This window comes from Nonomuraea sp. NPDC049695 (genome assembly GCF_040674955.1).
Classification (GTDB): Bacteria; Actinomycetota; Actinomycetes; order Streptosporangiales; family Streptosporangiaceae; genus Nonomuraea; species Nonomuraea helvata.
The window spans coordinates 39,397-54,453 of the sequence record NZ_JBFANV010000063.1; the positions used below are offsets into that span (position 1 = coordinate 39,397).

Consider the following 15,057-nt stretch of genomic DNA (forward strand, 5'->3'; position numbering starts at 1 on the left):
GCCGCACCTCCACCATGCCTGCGGCTTCGACGGCTGAGGAGCGGAGCGGTCTCCCTAGTATCGACAGTCCCAGGATGCGCTTGACGAACGGTGATATCACTACCGATATGGGGATGCACGGCGACGAGCACGCCCGGCAGCGGGACGCGGTCAGCCGCGCAGTCGCACGCGATAAACCCGGTGACGTCGATGATCATCCCCGCGATAATGGCCGACGTGGAAGAGGTCGAGGTTGTCGTCGCCCATCAGGCGCGCGCGACTCTGCGCGTCGGTGACGTGTTCCTGAAGATCGACTCTGATCAGAGGAACACCGATATCGAGGTCGAGGCGATGGCTATGGCGCCGATCCCGACTCCGGAGGTCCTGTGGCGCAAGCCGCCCGTGCTCGCGCTCGCCGCCCTCCCAGGCACAGCACTCGGCCGCCTCGGCGAGCCGTCGACCGCGTCGTCGGCGGCGTGGGCCGCGGCGGGTGCCGCCGCACGGATGCTGCACGACGCGCCACTGCCGCCATGGCCCGGCCGGAGCCTCGACGAGATCGCATCGCGCCTCGACGGCGAATGCGAGTGGCTCGTCACGAACGGCGTCCTTCCCGCCGACCTGGTCACGCGCAATCGCCGGATTGCCGAGGCTGCGCTCCGGCCGTGGACACCGGTGTTCACGCACGGCGACCTGCAGATCTCCCATGTGTTCGTCGACGGTGACGAGATCACCGGCGTGATCGACTGGTCCGAGGCGAGCCAGGGCGATGCCCTGTTCGACCTCGCCATCTTGACGCTCGGACACGAGGAGCACCTTGGCGACGTCCTCGCCGGCTACGGCACGGACGTCGACCTCGACGTGATCCGCGCGTGGTGGTCGCTGCGAAGCCTGCTGGCGATCCGCTGGCTGGTCGAGCACGGCTTCGACCCGTCCTTGCCAGGCTGTGAGATCGACGTGCTGAGATCCCGGATGTGAGGCTGCACGGGTCCGACGGGCCACGAGTGCCGTTCTGCCGCGTCGAGCGGGCCATCTCCTGAAGCGAGTCGTCTTCCGGACCGACCAGGTCATGGTCCTCGAAGATCCCCGGCAGCCGGCCGGCGGCATCGGAAGCCGGCGCACGACTCGAGTTGAAGATGCGGCCTGGCAGTGCGGCGCGCTCCAGAAGGCCTCGGCGAGCGTCATCACATCCCGCCCGCCGGCCGCCGGTTCGAGCGCGGCGACCAGTTCGTCAGGGTGGCGCGCGCCCCGCTCCTGCCCCTTTATAGCCACGACAGTGATCCTAGCGGCGCTAGACAAATGACCACAGTGGCGATAGTCTCGCTCGCATATCTAGCAGCGCTAGTCCCAGTGGGAGACACCCCTCATGCTCAGAAAGCACATCGGCACCGCGATGGCCCTCCTCGTCGTCCTCGCGCCGTTCGTCTTCGGAATCAACTTCTTGTTCAACGGGCCCGGCGCCGCCTCAGGCTTCGGCATCACCCCCTGGCCCCAGGGCGGCGCCGAGGGCTACTTCATCGTCAAAGGCGTCCGTGACCTGACGGTGGCACTCACCGCCCTGACCCTCCTGCTGCGCGGCCACCGCCGCACCCTGGGCATCGCCATCCTGATCGCGACGTTGATGCCGCTCGGTGACGCGTACGCGGTGTTCACCCACGGCGGCACGCTCGTGCAGGCCCTCACCATCCATGTCAGCGCCGCCGTACTCATGCTGATCGGCGCGGTACTGCTGCTGACCGAGAAGCAGCCATAGCCAGGGCCAGACGACACGGGACCCAGTGCCCATCGACCGGCGAACCGCGCCGTCCGCCGTGAGTTCAGCACGTCAGAGTCCCCCTGGACACGGGCCCCGGCGCGGCCTGGCCGAGTGCTGGCCGGCGGATTCGTGTGGACGTTCGCGGCATGGGAGGTCAGACGGGTGGGCGGTTTTCGAGAGGGTTGGCGGCGATCCGTCCCGCGACGTCGTTCCTGACCGATGCGGCGGCGCTGTCCGGCTTGCGCTTCGCCTGGTCCTCGAAGCACGCCAGGAACTCCGCGCCGAATCCCAGCCGAGGATAGCGGGCGAGCATCTCTGCCCTGGCGTCCGGCGAGAACTCCTCCGGCCGCCGTCCGACCACCTCCCAGCTGGTGGCGACCTGCAGCAGGTGGGACTCGGGGTCGGCGGCGGGGGACACGTCGCCGCGCATGTGCAGCGTGATGATCTCATTGACCCTGGCGGCCCGCTCCGCGGGCCAGCCGGCCGCCACGCCGAAGACCCAGGCCAGCTGTCCTCCCGCCTCCTCGAACGGCAACCGATGGCTGTCGAAAGCCTCCGTCAGCCCGATGTCGTGGAGCAGCGCCGAGACGTAGTAGAGCTCGTCATCGAAGGCGATCCCGTGCGCTGTGCCGTACACCCCTCCCCACAGGTAGGAGCGGACGCAGTGGTTGAACAGGGCGGGCGAGTAGAAACGGGTGGCCACCGACAGCGCCGCCGCGGCGGCGGGACTTTCCGGAAACATGGTTTCAGCTTTCGTCTGGTCGTGAGGTCTCGATGTCCGACCTTGGCCGCATGCCGGCGGTGATACCCGATGCGGGGGCGCGCTGATCAAACCCGCGCTGTTGCGCCCAGCCGATAGCCCTACCTTGGCGGATCGTCGACCTTGAGCTTGTCTCCCGTGTTGGAGACGAAGATGACCAGCAGCGTCGCCGGTTGCGTCCGGCTGGTGTTCTCGGTGAGCACATGGTGGGCGCCCGGCTGCTCGACCCAGTTCTCGCCTTTACGGTACGTACGCACCGGCTGGCCACCGAGCTGGCTGCGTACGGTGCCCTCGAGTACGTAGGCGTAGACGAAAGCCTTGCCATGCCGATGCGGCACCGCGCGTGCGGCGGGCGGGAAGTTCACGATCGTCGAGGTGAACGTCTTGCCCTTGACATTTGGCAGCGCCTGTTCCAAGAGAGTCGACAGCGTCTCGGACGGTGGCTGCGAAACCGTGGCGGCCACCGGCACCTGGCCGATCGCACGCTCTGCTGTGGGCGCGCATGCGGCGGACGCGGCCACCATGCCGGCAGCCAGCAGGCCACCGGCAAACCGTACTCGGATCATGACGGCTCTCCTATCCTGCTTGCACCTTTCAGGCGCACCGGGTGATCGCAAGGCGTCCTGGGATGGTCTCGGTCAGGAGGAGTGATGATTATGCTGTCCAGGCATTCAGGAGCCTAACCACGGGCGGATACAAGCCTTGGTGATGCTCTGCTCAAATGCAGCCGAGCCGATACAACGTCGCCGACACCTGAGCCGGCCTGCGGGCTATTCGCCCTCCGTGACCCGGATGATCGTCTTGCCGGGGGTGCGCTGGGCGGGCGCGAACGCGGAGAGCGCCTCGGCGAGTGTCCGCACGGCTCCGACGATCGGGCGGAGCCGTCCGTCCCGGACCCGCTGTGCCAGGTCCGCGAGCCGGGCACGATCGGACTCGACGACGAAGAAGATTGCCTGCCCGTCACGGGGCCGAACCGTGGGTGGCGAGACGATGGTGACGAGCGTGCCGCCGGCGCGCACCAGCGCGGCCGAGCGGTCCAGGACGTCGCCGCCGATCACGTCGAACACCACGTCGACCTGACCGGCATCTTCAAGGTGATCGGCCTGCAGGTCCAGGAAGGCATCCACGCCGAGGCCGAGTGCCGTGTCCCTGTCGCCGGCCCTGCCGGTGCCGATCACTCGGGCTCCTGCCTCACGTGCGAGCTGCACCGCGATAGAACCGACACCGCCCGCGCTGCCGTGGATCAGGACGGTCTGGCCGGCAGCCAGGCGGCCGTGGTCGAACAGGCCCTGCCACGCGGTCAGCCCTGAGATCGGCAGTGCGGCGGCCACGGTGTGGTCGACATCGGCCGGCAGCGGCGCGAGGTTGCGGGCCTCCACCGCCACGTACTCAGCCAGCGAGCCGTTGCGGCTCCAGTCGGTCAGCCCGAACACCCGCTGGCCGACGGTCAGGCCGGTTGTTCCGTATCCCAGCTCGGCGACGATACCCGACACCTCATGCCCGGGCACACTGGGCGTCCGGTCGTGGCCGGCACGATCGGCCCACGTTCCCGGCCAGTCGAGCTCTCCGGGGGTGAACCCCGCGGCATGCACCCGGACGACGACGTCGTTCTCGGCGGCGTGCGGGTATGGCTCTTCCGTCAGGGAAAGCCCGGCCAGACCGGCGGCGCGGTCTCGAACGGTGATGGCTTGCATGACGGGTCCTCGCTCGTGGTGGAGACATCGAACAGGACGAACGTACAGGCGCGCTCCTCCCGAACGTGTCCCTGCCACGATGCAACGCGCGGATCTGTTCTCAAGAAGTGCTGAGCTGGGGTTTCACCCCTGCGTGTGCGTTGTCGGAAGTCGTGGGGTGAGGCTACGTTCCTGAGGAGGGCGCCGAGCCAGGCCCTCCGCTCGCCGGGTAGCCCCGGTGCTGCTGCACCGAGGCCCCCTCAGAACCGTGCGTGCCACTCCTCGCGGCACACGGCTCAAGCAGAGCCCCGAAGGGCGGTACAGGTTCGCCGTGCTGGGCTCCTGCGACGCCGGGCGAGACAGCTCCGGTGGCAGGAGGCGTGAACGAGGCGGGTTTGGTCACCGTCAGGTGGGCCGGCTCGCCCGCCATCAGGATGCGATCACGATTGCTGTGGCCGTCAAACGAGATCCAAAAGCCCCGCCGAACCAACGACGGGGTGGCGATCGAAGAGATCGCGCGCCTCAGAGGGCGCGGTCGTCATGGACGAGATCTTCAAGTCGCGAGCCGGGTAGAGCAGCGGCTCTCCGTTTGGCTCCCGAAAGAGAAAAGGGGTACCAGACGATCTCTGGCACCCCTTGTGGCCAGCTGGGACGACAGGATTTGAACCTGCGATCCCTTGGCCCCCAAGCACATCACGGAGGGGCGGGATCATGGAGATTCCCACCTCGACCTGGGCTAACGGTCCGCTCTCGTCCACCGGAGTACGGCGCGATCCGTTGTCGTTCTCACTCAGTTGGCCACCCGGAGTCTTGATCAGAGCTCCGCCGGCCTTGCTCGGTTGCCTCATCGCGCAGTGCATCTGGCCAGGAGGCGATGAAGTCCGCAGTCGCCGGATCCCAGGGGCCGACGTTCTCGACGAATGAGACGGCGACGAGCTCGCGAACGCGGGTATCGGCGGATTTCATCGCTATTGCTAGGAATGTCAGGCAGCGCCCGACCAATTCTTCATCGCCCTGCTGGTGGGCGTGAAGGACGAACCTGGTGAGATCTCCGAAGAGGACGTGCGGCAGGACTTCGTGGTAGTCGGTGACATGCCCGTGCAGCACCGAGCTGAACTCGGGTACCTCCTGTACAAGGCGATCAGCGATGTGCTCATACGTCAGCAATCCAGCCGTCCAATCTCAACTATCCGTACGGCTGGCGTCAGTGAGAGCATCCCGCAAAGCGGCGGCCTGGCGCGACGTGTGTTGAGTCAACAGGGCTGCGACATCAATCAGTTCCTTATGGGCGTGGCGGTTCAGGATGATGGCATCGGCGACGATGGGCAGACTGACTCGGAGTGCCGTCTCCGCATCTCCCGCCTGGGCGTGAGCCTTGGCCAGGCACGAGCCGTACCACGCGCGGTCCCGCTTGTAGGACTCGGGCAGACTCGCAAGTCCAGGCGTGAGCAGGTCGATGGTCTTGGGCCAGTTCGACAGATACAGCTCCGTCATGCCGCGCTGGAGGTGGAACCACGTCTCGTCGTAGAAGTACATCCACGCGGGCTCGTCGTCGGCGTGCTCGGCAGCCTGGCGGATGAGGGCTTCCGCTTCGTCCAGAAGCGTGCGGGCCGGACGGGCCTCTCCCGCGAGCGCGTGCCCTCGGGCCGCCATCTGAGTGGCCATACCGCGCACACCGGGAGTTACCCGCCCGTCGTGCCAGCGTGCAGCTTCGGCCAGCCGGACGGTCCTGCGAGCGTTGCCGGCGCTCCACGCCTGGTGGGCCTTCATGCTGAGCGTGGTGGTGGCCATGTTGACGTCCCCGGTCTCCAACGCCCAGTCGTGGGCGCGGTCGTACCAGGCGAGCGCGGCGGCCTGGTCGTCGATATCGAGTGACATCCACGCTATGAACTGGGCGTACTGCGCGGCCAGATCCACCACGGTATCGGCAATGGGACCTCGCGCGCTCTGAGCCAGTTCGACCACGATGCCGAGTTGCTGCCGGACGACTCCCAAGAGGGGACGAGAGCCGATGGTGTCCTCAACCTTGCGATGTTCGGCGAGGCAGGTGGCAAGCCACTCCACAGTGCTCAGATCGACACGGCGAGGATCTTGGAGCGTGCGCGTGATGCGCTCATAGAGATCCGCGTCAGGGGCAAGCCTCTCCAAGGGCAAGGCTGGGACGGGAACGCTGGGCCGCTCGTCCAGGTTGAACAGGTGCGCTTCTGTCGTGTTCAGCGCGCGAGCGTACAGGAGGCGGTAGCGCTCGCTGGGGTAGTGATCGCCCCGCTCCCACCCTCGGATCATCCGCGTCAGGTCCGTCACCGTGGGCAATGGGCCGTCCGCCACCGCCTTGAGTCTTCTGGCCATGTCCGCGACGGTGCCTACCTCGGCTTTGCGATCGCTCCGAAGCTGTACGGCCCAGGCGGGCGGTGTTCCTGGGGTGCCCATCGTCCACCTCCGGATATTCGCGGACACGCCATGTCCTCGGCTGTCTCCTATTGTCATCGTGCCCGGTGAACGCGGGGTCGCTTTGCTTGACGTGATGAATCCTTCACGAGTTCCGACGCGAACCGATCCAGCGGAGGACACCGCGCAACGGCTCCACGCCGAACTCCTGCAGCAGGCCCTCGCACAGCGGGGCATTGCCGCAGACGTTCACGCTGGCTACGGGCTCGCGCTGGTGTCGGTCTGGGTGGGGCTGATCGTGTGGTGCGACGGCTACCGGTTCTGGTGGCGCACCGGCTGGGATCCCGACCGCAAGCGCGCTGTCTACGCCTGGCATCCAGCCATCGAACCTGGGCGTGCCGCCCGGCGCGTCGCCTTCCGGTATGCCGATATACGTGCCGGCCACCCGCTCTCCCCGATGATCAGGGGCCTGGCTCCCGGCGCCTCGCCAGCGGAAGACCTGCCGTGACTACGGCTGAGAGGAGCATCGGCAGTCGAGTCAAGATCGTGGACATGCTCCATAGCCCGGCCACGACGCGAGCCTTCGCATCCTGGCTTATAGGGCAACGCGGCACGGTAGTGAACATCCTGCGTAACGGCACGCTGGCACTCGTGAAACTCGACGGTGAGCCAAATGAACTGCTCGGCGGAGTACGACGCTGGCCCATCCACTGGGATGACCTGCTGGTGTACACGGTGGACGCTGGGCCGGTGCACTTTGAAGACGGCTACCGACTGGGACTATCCGATCTCGAACGAGACGCCGTGCAACATGCCGTACAAGGTGACAACAGGAAAAGCCTCTGCGGCAAGCCCGCACATCCACTACCGATCTGCGGCTGGTCGTTGCCATTCTCACCACGGGCAGCTCGGGCATGCCCCACCTGCGTCCGCTTGGCAGCGCAGGCGTCATAGGAAAGCCGGCGAGCGTCCGCTTCTCAGGCGGACCAACCATCCTGGTCGGGTAGCGGAGACCCGCGGTTAGAGGGTGGTGGACGGTGGTTCGGGTGAGCCCGCGTGCGGGGATCTTGCTGTCAGCGCTGCTGTCACCACGCCACCGAATCCACCAGATCGTTTCGATCTATAAGAGCATGCCCTCATGTCAGTGACCGAGTTCGCCGGCGTGACCAAGGACAAAGATCGTGGCATCACTTCCAGGGGAGGACTGTACGAGTTCTGGACCGATGGGGGTGCCCACATCTACCTCCACGACACCGACTTCCGGCGCCTGACCTATGAGCCCGGCAGACCACCGACGTTGGAGCTGGAGTTTCTCTACGACCCGCAGTGGACTCCACCCGAACTGTCGAAGACGCCTGTCGTGGTCTTCCGATTCGAGGGCGTCCGCCTCGTCGAGTGGCAGGACGAGGCGGCCGGCGTTCACCGCCGGCACGGCATACCACGTGGCCAGGCGCCCGGCTTGCTGCTCGGCCTCGTCGTAGGCGTCGTCGGCCTCGGCGAAGGCGCCCTGGAGCGTCAGCCGGGCGGCCCGCCACAACGTGTGCTGGAAACGCGGCCAAGGCAGCGGATGGCGAGCCAGAAGGGCGCCGCAGCGGGCCGCGGCCGCGTCGGCACCCGGCACGTCGAACGTCTCCAGCAGATTGTGGGTGTCCATCATGCAGGCCAGCAGCTCGAACTCGGGTGAGTCGGCCGCCAGCTCGCGCAACTCGCCGGCGATCCGTGTCAGCTCCGGAAGGAGGAGCGGCTGGGGCAGCGCGAGGTGGCGGGCGTTGAGTGTGCACGTCCGCAAGCGGGGCTCACCCAGGCGGCGGGCCATGGCGACGGCTTCGGCGGGACAGCGTGTCGCAGCGGGGGTCGGCGGTGCCGTCGTACAGCTCCTGGGCCACTCCCGCCAGCAGGAGCACGCGTTCGGGACTGTCAATGGGAGGCAGAGCGCGCAGCGCCGTCTCGATGCGATGCACTAAGCGCAGGTCCACTTCCCTGTACGGGTCGCGCAGCAGGCACAGGACGGGGGCGTCCAGCGCGGTGAGCGCGCGCACCGGCAGTTCTCGCTCGCCCACGCGGTCGGCCGCGCGGATGGCCGCCGCCCGGGCCTGCCGGGCGCCGATCGGGTCGCCCGCCTCCAGCAGCGCGCGCACCTGCCGCAGCAGCAGCTCCACCTGCTCGGCCGGGTCGCCGCCGGAGGCGTCGTGCGCGGTGACGGCGTGTTCCAGCCAGCTGGCTGCCTCGAGGTACGACTGGCGCAACTCGGCCTGGTCGGCTGCGGCCACCGCCCAGCGCACCGCTTCCCCGTATGCCGCCGGCCCCGCCTGCACCGCGTGGTGCGCGATGACCGCCACCTGCCGCAGATCAGCCCGACAGGCCGCCCTCGCCGGCGTGGTCTCCGGGGTCGAGGAACGAGAGGACAGCCATTAGCGGCGAGATGGATCATGCTGCAGATGGTCACCGCGACCTGGGAAAACACTCAAGGTCGCGTTATCGCGCCAGACTTTCCCGCCACGTTCGGGCCGACACCGACTCAACGCCGTTGGTCGTGCACACCCGTCCTGACATGCTCGAACATCCGTACCGCTAATGGCTGTCCCGTCGTTCCTCGACCCCGACTCTGGCTGTTGCAGGTGTTGCGCGGCGCGTGCAGCTCGCAGAAGTGGGGCGACTTGCCGCAGCTTGCCGACCGCGCGCGAAAGCTTGCGGCGCGCGTAGGCGTTCGCGTCTAGCGCCGCCGCGCCGACCAGCGCCGGACCGTTCGACCGGTCCGGCGCTTTCGCGCACCCCCCGGGGGTACCCCGGTTCGGGGCCGGCCAGTGCTGCATTCGGCTTGGTACCTGCGAGAAGAATTTGATCTTGTAGCCTTGTGGGCGTTTCGTCTCGGGTCTGGGGGTGCCGTGTCTGGTCTTGCGTCTGGGGTGTCGGTGGTGTCGGGCGCGTGCTTGGGGCCGTGTAATGCGAGGTCGCGGCGGGCGTGGGCTGCTTTCGAGGCGGCTCGTGAGGAGCATGCGGATCTGGTGGACGAGTGGGCGCGCCGGGGTGAGGTGGGGGAGCCGCCGGTGGAGCCGGAGGTTCCGGAGGTTCGGTGGCGGTCGGGGGAGCCGCTGGTGTGCGGCCGATGTGTGGCGACGACTCGGCGGGCTCTGCTTGAAGTGAGGAGGCTCGCGGCCGAGGCGGCGGCGGACGCGGACGGTCTGCGGGCGGCGTCTCGCTGGTTGAGGGTGTCGGGGACGCGCCCGAAGGGGTCGCCGTCGCCGGTGGGCGACCTGCTGCATGACCTGACGAAGGACCTGCTCGACTTCGAGGCCCGGTACCTGGAGGCCCGGGGTTGGCCTGCGCCGGTCAGTGTTTCTCGTGGTGCTGACGCGCGCGGCCGGGCGGTGGCGTTCTTGGTCGAGCACCTGGAGAGCGTGCTCGCAGTAGGAGAATTGACCAGCCTGGTGGAGGTCGTGCTCGGATGGGAGCGGCGGCTGGGGGAGGAGCCGGGGTGGACGCCGGCGCGGTGCCGGTGCGGGGAGCGGAACCTGCGGTGGGATGCGCGGGTGGGGTACTTCATGTGCTCGGTGTGCGGGAATCATGTGAACGCCGTGGAGGAGCGTCGGCTAGTTGCCGACGAAGCTGGTGCCTGATCAGATGCAGGGGCTGATAGTGCGCTTCTCTATGGTGTCGATGGGCTCGTCCAGAGGGTTGGAACGTCTGAGCTTGTCGGCTGTTTGTGCGTTTGCCGGAGTGTTGAGGTGTCCGAATGCCGAGACGCTCCAGAATTGCCCATCGACGGCGTTCTCAGTGAGGGTGTATAGGTTCTCCGTGTAGAAGCGCAGATCGTAGAAATCCGCTTCGTCGAGGCCAGGGCCGACGCCTCCTTTTATGCGTGGCCGTACGGTCATCTCTGTGCAGGGCGGCACTCGCACTGCGTACGAGGTAGATGCCTCGTCGGCAGCGGTGACCCACACCCAGGCCCAAGAGGAGTTGGCGTTGCGCATACTGGCTTCCATCAAGTTGCGGTCCGATGCCCATGCTGTAACTCTCCGCGCGAAGGCCGCCTTGGACTCATAGTCAGCCTGCGCCTTAGCCGCTGCTCGCTCCTTCTGGTCTTCGACTCGTTGTGTGATTGCATCGGTGCGTTGTTGCTCGCTTAGTGAGAGCGCGTTCAAGGAGATGACCAGTGCCGGGATGGACATGAGGCCGGCGATGACGCTGGTGAGGGCTGCCCACCATTGGACGTTCCAGCGGACATCGCGGAGCTTGCGGCGTGGGCGTGGCTTGAGGCGTTGGCGTGCGGCGATCACCTTCGTGGTGCGAGCGGAGGGACCGGGCGGGAGCATGCGGGATGAGGAAGAGCGCGGGTGTCGTCGCACGGTCATAACTGAATATCGTGCGATGGTGCGGCGATGTTAATGGTCATGCTCCCGGGCCGGGCGCGGGTGGGAGGTGAGGAGGAGCCGCGTTGATTGCGGTTCCGCTCTCGGCTTGCACCGGGCGGGGTGGCTGTGTAGCACTTCCGGGCGACGGAGAGACGTGTGCCCTCGGATCGATCATGGTTCGGGGGCTTTCCGCTATTCGGGGGGTGTTGGTGTCCCCTGTGACGGCGAAGGTTGCTGCTGTCCGGCTGGGCCGGGAGGCGGTGACGATCCGGCAGTGGGCGCGACGGTACTCGGCGCGTGTCCTGGGCCGGGCGGGTCGTGAGGTTGTGTACGACTTCGCTGATTTGGCGACGATCGAGGGCTGCATCTGGCGGGGGGACGAGGTTCCTTTGACGCCGGAGGGCCGGGATGCGTTGCGGGCTCGGCTGGCGGCGGCTGCGTGAACAGAGACAGACAGGGGTGGCTGTGACGGAGTCGAAGAGGTGTGCGCGGATGTCGCGCGCGGAGCGTGAGTCGTTGAAGGCGGTCCTAAAGCGCCGGTATGTGGCGGGCGAGTCGATTCGTCAGCTGTCGGTGGCGACGGGCCGTTCGTACGGGTTCGTGCATCGGCTGCTGGTGGAGGCGGGTGCCTTGCTGCGGCTGCGGGGCGGCAACCAGAGGCCGGCCCGCGCGGCGGACTAGTGTCCCGTTTTAGCTGATGCTGTTCACCCAGATTCCGATAGGGACGGACAGAGCGGCAGATATGAGTATGCCTGCGACGAAGATGGCCAATTCGCGGCGTCGCTGGGCTCGGATGGTTTCCTTGGTCTCGCCGACCAGGATCTGCCGGATCTTCTCGGCTTCGTCCTTGTTGACTTCAAGCAGTCGCTGCTGGCGTTCGGCTTCGCGCATGAGGGCTTCGCGCGTGGCCTGTTGAGCTTCGAGGTCACGTTGGAGCTCGTCCATCACGAGCGCGGCTTCAGAGAACGCGGCGTTGACAGCTCGGAGCCGGCGGCGAAGTCGTTCGCCGGGGACCTCGGCTGCTTCTTTGATTGTCTGTTGACGTCCGCGTTCCACCATGAGCAGCGCCGCAGCCATGATGCTGGCAAACACGCAGAACAGCGCCAACAGTATCCAAGGGGTGGCGAGGTAACCGGCTGACACGGCGTAGAAGATCGCTATGGTCACTATCAGTGTTGAGAGGACGATAACCCCAAGCGCAATGTCGTAGCCTCGGCCGGGCTTTCCGATCGTCATAGCACTATTGGAACGTGGTTCGTGGATGGCGTGTGGAAAAGTGATCGAATCGCGATTATCTCGGCGGTGGTCGTATGCGGGGTCGAGGAACGAGAGGACAGCCATTAGCGGCGAGATGGTTCATGCTGCAGATGGTCACCGCGACCTGGGAAAACACTCAAGGTCGCGTTATCGCGCCAGACTTCCCGCCACGTTCGGGCCGACGCCGACTCAACGCCGTTGGTCGTGCGCACCCGTCCTGACATGCTCGAACATCCCGTACCGCTAATGGCTGTCCCGTCGTGCCTCGACCCCGGATCGGCGAATTCTCGTCTGGTCCGGTGAGGGTTGCCTGACTGAAACCCGTTCACGCCGTACGCCAGGATGGAAGCATGATCGAAGAACAACGCCTTCCCGGAGGGAACGCCGGCGGAGCGGTTCGGATCGGTGACACCGTCCGCCGTGTCCCCGGTCCATGGACGCCCTCCGTGCACGCACTACTCCGGCACCTGGAAGCTGTCGGGTTCGATGGAGCTCCACGGGCACTGGGATTCGACGATCAAGGCCGGGAAGTGCTCTCCTTCGTACCCGGCGAAACGGTCGGGACCGCACGGCCGTGGCCCAGCTGGGTGCACAGCGAGGACGCGCTCTGCCAGGTGGGTCGTTGGCTTCGCGACTTCCATGCCGCCGTGACCACCTTCGTCCCTCCTGCGGACGCGGTCTGGCGCGAGGGAGGGACCTGGCAACCCGGTATGATCGTCGGCCACAACGACGCCGCCCCCTACAACGCGGCCTGGACCGATGGACGCCTCGTCGGCTTCTTCGACTGGGACTTCGCCGCTCCTGTCACACCGGAGTGGGACCTTGCCTTCACCGCCTTCGCCTGGGTGCCGCTGCACGCCCGCGACGTCGTGACGGCGGAAGGCTTCACCGCGTTCGCCGACAGACCCCGAAGACTGCGGCTGTTTCTCGACACCTACGGCTGGAACGGACCGGTCGGGCAGTTCATCGACATCGTCCGCTAGCGGGTGAGCGCCTCGGCGGAAGGCATCCGACGCATCGCGGCAGCAGGAGACCCGGCCTACCAGAACATGCTGGAACATGGCGTCCACACCGCACTGGAGACGGCCGTGCACGAACTGGCCGACTTCCTGGACACATAGACGCCCGTTCGCCCGGACAAGACAGCCGGCCTCGCGAGCGGGGTGCGCCACTCGGTCACCGTGGCTGAACGTGCCGGGCTGCGCGCCATCCTTACCCCCCCGACCGCGACACGCATAGGCGTTCGGGCGCCTCGGATCGGCAAGCCGGCCAGCGTTCCGGATCTGTCCCGCAACAAAATCAACGCCGTTGTCGGGTCAGGCCAGGGCCCGGTGTTGACCTCGCGATCAGCCGGTTTCCCCGGCCCACCGACCCCGCTCCTCCGATATCGACCACTCCGGATCGAGAGTTCGGCCGAACACCGAGACGCACCTGCGAGGCACCATGCCTGCGATGCCAGCCGAATATCCCTCGCAGGGGAAACTGAGAGTATGATGGCTGTCGACATCTCTTCCCTCGATCTGGACGAAGCTTCTGAGGCGGATCTCCGAGGCCAGTACGACCTGGCGGTCGCCGCGTTCGCGGTGGATCGGCCCGACGCGCCGAAGCCTGACTACGACACGTTCGTGGGCCGGTTGCGTGCCATTCCTCCAGGCGTGAGCAGGCAGCGGTTCTGGGTGGCGCGCCGGCGAGGTCGCATGGTGGGTATCACGCAGGTGTCGCGGTCGGAGAACGACAACAGCGTGGTCGTCGACGTTCGCGTCCTTCCTGAGCTGCGCCGGCAGGGGATCGGGACGGCGCTGCTGCGCCGAGCGCTCAGCGAATCGCCGGCCGCAGGCCGTGAGCTCGTCGTTGGAAGAGGTGTGACCGCCGGTGGCGACGGCGAGCAGTGGATCCGCGCACTGGGGTTCACCGTCGTGCAACGGGTGGCCCTGCAGGTGCTCAGGGTTCCTGAGGCGGACCCGGCACTCTGGGAGGTCCCCGTGCCTCCCGGTCACCGTCTGGAGCGATGGACGGGAGTCGCCCCCGACACCCTCGTGGAGTCCTACGCGCGAGCGCGCGGCGCCATCCACGACGCCCCTACCGGCGACTCCAGCTACCGTCACCCGCACTGGTCCGTCCCCCGCGTCCGGCAGGCTGAGGATGACGCGCGCCGACGCGGCGTCGAACACCGGACCGTCGTGGTCGTGCACGAGGCGAGCGATGCCGTGGTCGCCCTGACAGAGCTGGAGGTCTTCCCCGGCATGCAGGACACGGCTTTCCAGCAGGACACGGCCGTGATGCCCGGGCACCGGGGCCGCGGGCTGGGCCGCACCGTGAAAGCCGCCATGATGCGCCGGCTGCTGGCCGAGCGACCGGAGATCAGCCTGGTGGTCACGAACGTGGACGCGGGCAACGACTACATGACGCGCGTCAACCATCAACTGGGCTATGTCACGACACGTATCATGCTCACCGCCGAGGCCGCTCTCGGCGCACTCGAATCCCGGCTTGGCGCACCGGGAGGGGAACACGACATTCCGTGACGCCTTTTCATCCTCCGGCCGCGGATGCTGATCACGACATGATCGCGGGTCGGGCGTTCGCCTGATGACGTAGCAGAACCCTGGTAGACGGATTGATCACCACAATCTTCGATGGTCCTTTGGGTTCCCGTGCACGCATGTGGCTCACGACGGTAGATCTTCGTCTGCCGGCTCTTGGACGTCTCGGTGGAGCCGGACGGGAGCTGCTCGGGTGGCCGCCGATCCGGGGTGGGTGCGGGTGCTCGCCAACACGGAACGACCGCAGGCCGTACAGGTGCCCTCACTGGGGATCACGGCGGCCTGCTTCTGGTACGCCGGAGCCGCCGGCGGGCTGAGCGTCGCCGCCCCTTGCGCGGTCCTGGTCCGCGAG

17 protein-coding genes and 1 pseudogene are annotated in these 15,057 nt (G+C 67.1%); 10 read left to right on the forward strand and 8 right to left on the reverse strand.

Annotated elements, in window-relative coordinates:
* Window positions 1-189 precede the first annotated feature (189 nt).
* Window positions 190-954: a phosphotransferase gene (locus tag AB0J64_RS39060; RefSeq protein WP_364039155.1), complete on the forward strand. Its 765-nt coding sequence runs from the start codon at window positions 190-192 to the stop codon at window positions 952-954.
* A gap of 388 nt (window positions 955-1,342) precedes the next feature.
* Entirely contained in the window at window positions 1,343-1,729 is a 387-nt protein-coding gene (locus AB0J64_RS39065) for a DUF4267 domain-containing protein (RefSeq protein ID WP_364039066.1), read from the forward strand.
* 157 nt (window positions 1,730-1,886) lie between these two features.
* Here AB0J64_RS39065 and AB0J64_RS39070 read toward each other — a convergent pair whose 3' ends face one another.
* From AB0J64_RS39070 to AB0J64_RS39090, 5 genes are all read right to left on the reverse strand, one after another.
* The gene (locus tag AB0J64_RS39070; protein ID WP_364039068.1) at window positions 1,887-2,474 is read right to left on the reverse strand and encodes a cyanamide hydratase; all 588 of its coding nucleotides are present in this window, start codon (window positions 2,472-2,474) and stop codon (window positions 1,887-1,889) included.
* A 119-nt stretch (window positions 2,475-2,593) separates the two neighbouring features.
* On the reverse strand, window positions 2,594-3,058 hold the full coding sequence (locus tag AB0J64_RS39075; RefSeq protein ID WP_364039071.1) for a cupin domain-containing protein: 465 nt from the start codon (window positions 3,056-3,058) through the stop codon (window positions 2,594-2,596).
* A gap of 204 nt (window positions 3,059-3,262) precedes the next feature.
* Window positions 3,263-4,186: an NADP-dependent oxidoreductase gene (locus AB0J64_RS39080; protein ID WP_364039074.1), complete on the reverse strand. Its 924-nt coding sequence runs from the start codon at window positions 4,184-4,186 to the stop codon at window positions 3,263-3,265.
* A gap of 765 nt (window positions 4,187-4,951) precedes the next feature.
* Complete coding sequence (locus AB0J64_RS39085) at window positions 4,952-5,332, reverse strand: hypothetical protein (RefSeq protein ID WP_364039077.1); 381 nt, start codon at window positions 5,330-5,332, stop codon at window positions 4,952-4,954.
* A gap of 15 nt (window positions 5,333-5,347) precedes the next feature.
* Window positions 5,348-6,514, reverse strand: a complete 1,167-nt coding sequence (locus AB0J64_RS39090; RefSeq protein WP_364039080.1) for an XRE family transcriptional regulator — start codon at window positions 6,512-6,514, stop codon at window positions 5,348-5,350.
* Between the two features lie 139 nt (window positions 6,515-6,653).
* Here AB0J64_RS39090 and AB0J64_RS39095 point away from each other — a divergent pair, with 139 nt between their 5' ends.
* Together AB0J64_RS39095 and AB0J64_RS39100 are read left to right on the forward strand one after the other, a co-directional pair.
* Entirely contained in the window at window positions 6,654-7,061 is a 408-nt protein-coding gene (locus AB0J64_RS39095) for a hypothetical protein (protein WP_364039083.1), read from the forward strand.
* 636 nt (window positions 7,062-7,697) lie between these two features.
* The gene (locus tag AB0J64_RS39100) at window positions 7,698-8,237 is read left to right on the forward strand and encodes a hypothetical protein (RefSeq protein WP_364039086.1); all 540 of its coding nucleotides are present in this window, start codon (window positions 7,698-7,700) and stop codon (window positions 8,235-8,237) included.
* A gap of 112 nt (window positions 8,238-8,349) precedes the next feature.
* On the opposite strand, the gene AB0J64_RS39105 is transcribed toward AB0J64_RS39100, so the two are convergent.
* Window positions 8,350-8,892, reverse strand: coding sequence for a hypothetical protein (locus AB0J64_RS39105; RefSeq protein WP_364039089.1), 543 nt, complete (start codon window positions 8,890-8,892; stop codon window positions 8,350-8,352).
* Between the two features lie 801 nt (window positions 8,893-9,693).
* On the opposite strand from AB0J64_RS39105, the gene AB0J64_RS39110 reads away from it, so the two are divergent.
* Window positions 9,694-10,170, forward strand: coding sequence for a hypothetical protein (locus AB0J64_RS39110; RefSeq protein ID WP_364039092.1), 477 nt, complete (start codon window positions 9,694-9,696; stop codon window positions 10,168-10,170).
* On the opposite strand, the gene AB0J64_RS39115 is transcribed toward AB0J64_RS39110, so the two are convergent.
* Window positions 10,171-10,830: a hypothetical protein gene (locus AB0J64_RS39115; protein ID WP_364039095.1), complete on the reverse strand. Its 660-nt coding sequence runs from the start codon at window positions 10,828-10,830 to the stop codon at window positions 10,171-10,173.
* 540 nt (window positions 10,831-11,370) lie between these two features.
* Here AB0J64_RS39115 and AB0J64_RS39120 point away from each other — a divergent pair.
* Window positions 11,371-11,586 carry a helix-turn-helix domain-containing protein gene (locus tag AB0J64_RS39120; RefSeq protein ID WP_364039098.1) on the forward strand — a complete coding sequence of 72 codons (216 nt, stop codon included), beginning with the start codon at window positions 11,371-11,373 and terminating at the stop codon, window positions 11,584-11,586.
* 9 nt (window positions 11,587-11,595) lie between these two features.
* Here AB0J64_RS39120 and AB0J64_RS39125 read toward each other — a convergent pair whose 3' ends face one another.
* The gene (locus AB0J64_RS39125) at window positions 11,596-12,141 is read right to left on the reverse strand and encodes a hypothetical protein (protein WP_364039101.1); all 546 of its coding nucleotides are present in this window, start codon (window positions 12,139-12,141) and stop codon (window positions 11,596-11,598) included.
* 668 nt (window positions 12,142-12,809) lie between these two features.
* On the opposite strand from AB0J64_RS39125, the gene AB0J64_RS39130 reads away from it, so the two are divergent.
* The 4 genes and pseudogenes from AB0J64_RS39130 to AB0J64_RS39145 all read left to right on the forward strand — a co-directional run.
* Window positions 12,810-13,145, forward strand: a complete 336-nt coding sequence (locus tag AB0J64_RS39130) for a phosphotransferase (protein WP_364039104.1) — start codon at window positions 12,810-12,812, stop codon at window positions 13,143-13,145.
* Window positions 13,146-13,148: 3 nt separating this feature from the next.
* Window positions 13,149-13,283, forward strand: a complete 135-nt coding sequence (locus tag AB0J64_RS39135; protein WP_364039107.1) for a hypothetical protein — start codon at window positions 13,149-13,151, stop codon at window positions 13,281-13,283.
* 369 nt (window positions 13,284-13,652) lie between these two features.
* Complete coding sequence (locus tag AB0J64_RS39140; protein WP_364039110.1) at window positions 13,653-14,687, forward strand: GNAT family N-acetyltransferase; 1,035 nt, start codon at window positions 13,653-13,655, stop codon at window positions 14,685-14,687.
* Between the two features lie 274 nt (window positions 14,688-14,961).
* A pseudogene (locus AB0J64_RS39145) lies at window positions 14,962-15,006 on the forward strand (hypothetical protein); the annotation flags it as partial.
* Between the last annotated feature and the right edge of the window lie 51 nt (window positions 15,007-15,057).